This window comes from Streptomyces sp. SID11385 (assembly GCF_010548245.1).
Taxonomy (GTDB): Bacteria; Actinomycetota; Actinomycetes; order Streptomycetales; family Streptomycetaceae; genus Streptomyces.
The window spans coordinates 1-3,436 of the sequence record NZ_JAAGLR010000850.1; the positions used below are offsets into that span (position 1 = coordinate 1).

A 3,436-nucleotide genomic window follows, 5' to 3' on the forward strand; every position below is an offset into this window, starting at 1 on the left:
GCCCGCGCGAGGGGCCGCGCCGCGCCGCGAAGCGATGCCGCCCGCGCGGCGCCGCCTCGTCCCGTACCCGTCCCGCTCAGCTCCTCACCCCTTCTCCAGATAGCTCTCCCTCTCCTCGTCGAGCAGCGCGTCCAGTGCCGTGCGCAGTGCCGGGTGCGCCTCCAGGGACGGGTCGGCGGCGACGACGGCCGTGGCCTCCTCGCGGGCCTCGGCGATGATCTGCTCGTCCTCGATGACGGCGAGCATCCGCAGCGACGAGCGGACGCCGGACTGCGCCTGCCCGAGGACGTCGCCCTCGCGGCGTTGTTCCAGGTCGACGCGGGAGAGTTCGAAACCGTCCAGCGTCGCGGCGACGGCGCCGAGGCGGGCGCGCGCGGGGCTCGCCTCCGGCATGTCCGTGACGAGCAGGCACAGGCCGGGCGCGGAGCCGCGGCCCACCCGGCCGCGGAGCTGGTGGAGCTGCGAGACCCCGAAGCGGTCGGCGTCCATGATCACCATGGCGGTCGCGTTGGGCACGTTGACGCCGACCTCGATGACCGTCGTCGCGACGAGCACGTCCAGTTCGCCGGCCGCGAAGCGGCGCATCACGGCGTCCTTGCCGTCCGGCCCGTCCGGTGCCATCCGCCCGTGCAGGATGCCGACACGCAGCCCGGCGAGCGGCCCCTCGGCGAGGCCGCGCGCGACGTCGAGCACGGCGAGCGGCGGACGCTTGTCCCCGGCGGCCCCGGCGCCCGCGTCGTCGTCCGCGTCGCCCGATTCCGCACCGGTTCCGGTCCCGAAGGCCGCGCCGTCCGCGTCCTCCGCCGCCTTCGTGCGCGAGGACGCGCCCTTGCCCGCCTTGGCCCCCTTCTTGGCCGTCTTGGCCCCGGCGGCCTCCTCCTCGTCGCCGATCCGTGGGCAGACCACGTACGCCTGGTGGCCCGCCGCGACCTCCTCGCGCACGCGTTCCCAGGCGCGCGCCAGGAAGTGGGGTTTGTCCTGGGCGGGGACGACGTGCGTCGCGATCGGGGAGCGGCCGGCGGGCAACTGATCGAGTACCGAGGTCTCCAGGTCGCCGAAGACCGTCATCGCGACGGTGCGCGGGATGGGCGTCGCGGTCATGACGAGGAGGTGCGGCGGCTGCGCGCCCTTGGAACGCAGCGCGTCGCGCTGCTCCACCCCGAATCGGTGCTGCTCGTCGACGACCACGAGCCCGAGGTCGTGGAACTTCACGACGTCCTCGATGAGCGCGTGCGTCCCGATGACGATGCCCGCCTCGCCCGTCACGAGGTCGAGCAGGACCTTACGGCGCGCCGCCGCGCCCATCGAACCGGTCAGCAGCACGACGCCGGTCGCGTGCTCCGCCGCACCGAGCGTGCCGCCCGAGGCGAGGTCGCCCATCATCTCGGTGATGGAGCGGTGGTGCTGCTGCGCGAGGACCTCGGTCGGGGCGAGCATCGCCGCCTGGCCGCCCGCGTCGACGACGGCGAGCATGGCGCGCAACGCGACCATCGTCTTGCCCGAACCGACCTCGCCCTGGAGGAGGCGGTGCATGGGGTGGTCGGTGGCGAGGTCGTCGAAGATCTCTCGTGAGACCTTCTGCTGGCCCTCGGTGAGGGTGAAGGGGAGGCGCGCGTCGAAGGCCGTGAGCAGCCCGTCGGCGGCGGGACGACGCGGCACGGCGGGCAGTTGCGCGTCGGCGTGGCGGCGGCGGGCGAGCGCCGTCTGGAGGACGAACGCCTCGTCCCACTTGAGGCGGTCGCGCGCCGCCTCGACCTCGGCCTTGCTCTGCGGCCGGTGGATCTTGACCAACGCCTCGGGCAGGGGCAGCAGCCCGCGCCCCTCGCGCAGGGAGCCGGGCAACGGGTCCAGCGCCTCGTTCGCGCTCGGCAGCACGGCGTCGACCGCCTTGGCGATCTTCCAGGACTCCAGCTTCGCCGTGGCCGGGTAGATCGGCAGCAGGCTCGACGCCCAGCTCCCCGCCGCCTCGCGCGCGTCACTCTCCTCGGCGAGCAGTTCGTAGGCGGGGTGGGCGAGCTGGAGCTTGCGGTTGAAGACGGAGACCTTGCCCGCGAACATCGCGCGCGTACCGGGGAGCAGGTCGTGCTGCGGCTTGTGCACGCCACGCCCGAAGAACACCAGTTGCAGCCGGCCGCTGCCGTCCGTGATGGTCACTTCGAGCCGCTTGCCGCGGCCCGCGTTGAAGGTGTGCACCCGCGCGTCGGCGACGCGCGCGACGACCGTGACGTGCTCGTCGAGCGGCAACTCGGCGAGGCGCGTCAGCTCCCCGCGTTCGGCGTAGCGGCGTGGGTAGTGGTGGAGCAGGTCACCGACGGTGTGCAGGCCGAGGTGCTCGGCCATCACCTTCGCGGTGGGCGGGCCGAGCACCTTCTTCAGCGGTTCATCGAGCGTGGGCACCCTCCCATTGCACACCACGCCACCGACAACCGGCCGCGCACGCCTCGCGGGAGAGGCGGCCAGGGCGGTGAGGGGTGCGGGGAAGGGCAGGGGTCCAGGGCTGTTGCCGTACGGGGGCGGAGCGGCGGGGGCCGGCGCCGGTCTCTCCGGCGAACGGCACGGCGACGGTGCGTTGATGAGGGCCCGTTGGTGGCTCGGCACCTGTCACCGCCGCCTCCGCAACAGCCCAGGCTCTGTACGTCCGTCTGAGACGGTCGTCCTGTACGTCCGTCTCAGACGGACGTACAGACCTCCCGCGCGCGAACGAAACACGCGGGCACGTCCGCCCCTCTTCCGCTGCCGTCCGCGCCCCGCCCCGCCTCACTCCACCCCGACGAGCAGCAACGCCGCGTCGCGGCCCCCCGCGTAGACGACGGTGTCGACCGCGAGGTGGTGCGCGCGTACGTGCTGCTCCAGTTCGTCCGCGAGCGTGCCCGGGCAGTCCTCGCCGAGGACGAGCGTGACCATCTCGCCGCCGGCCGCGAGCATCCGGTCGAGCACGGTGCGTGCGATCGCCGCGACGTCCTGCCCGATGACCACGACGTCGCCGTCGATGAGCCCGAGCATGTCGCCGGCCTGGCAGATGCCGACCGAGGTCCACGAGCGGTGTTCGGCCACGGCGAGTTCCGCGTAGCGCGTCGCGCCCGCGGCGCTGGTCATGGCGACGACGTCCTCGTCGAAGCGCCGCTCGGCCTCGTGCACGGCGAGCGCGGCGACGCCCTGCACGGCGGAACGGGTGGGAATCACGGCGACGCGTACGCCCAGGTGGCGCGCGTCCTGGGCGGCGGCGGCAGCGGTGTGGTGGAGGTCGGCGTCGTTGGGCAGCAGGACGACCTCGTGGGCGTGCGCGCGACGCACCGCCTCGGCGAGTTCGCCGCTGCCGGGCAGTTCGCCCGGCCTGGCGGGCACCGTCGCGGCGCCCGCCTCCGCGTAGAGCCCGGCGAGCCCTTCGCCCGGCACGACGGCGACGATGGCGCGCGGCACGCGCTCCCCGCTCGCG

At 74.1% G+C, this 3,436-nt stretch carries 1 protein-coding gene and 1 pseudogene; both read right to left on the reverse strand.

Annotated elements, in window-relative coordinates; all coding sequences use genetic code 11:
* Positions 1 to 84: 84 nt before the first annotated feature.
* Positions 85 to 2,340: an ATP-dependent DNA helicase RecG gene (gene recG, locus G3I42_RS25800; RefSeq protein WP_239096674.1), complete on the reverse strand. Its 2,256-nt coding sequence runs from the start codon at positions 2,338 to 2,340 to the stop codon at positions 85 to 87.
* A gap of 417 nt (positions 2,341 to 2,757) precedes the next feature.
* Positions 2,758 to 3,436, reverse strand: a pseudogene (locus G3I42_RS25805) (dihydroxyacetone kinase); the annotation flags it as partial.

What these genes read in the sequence shown, in the direction of transcription:
- recG (WP_239096674.1), bottom strand. Translation starts at nt 2,340, where the DNA reads ATGGCCGAGCACCTCGGCCTGCACACCGTCGGTGACCTGCTCCACCAC.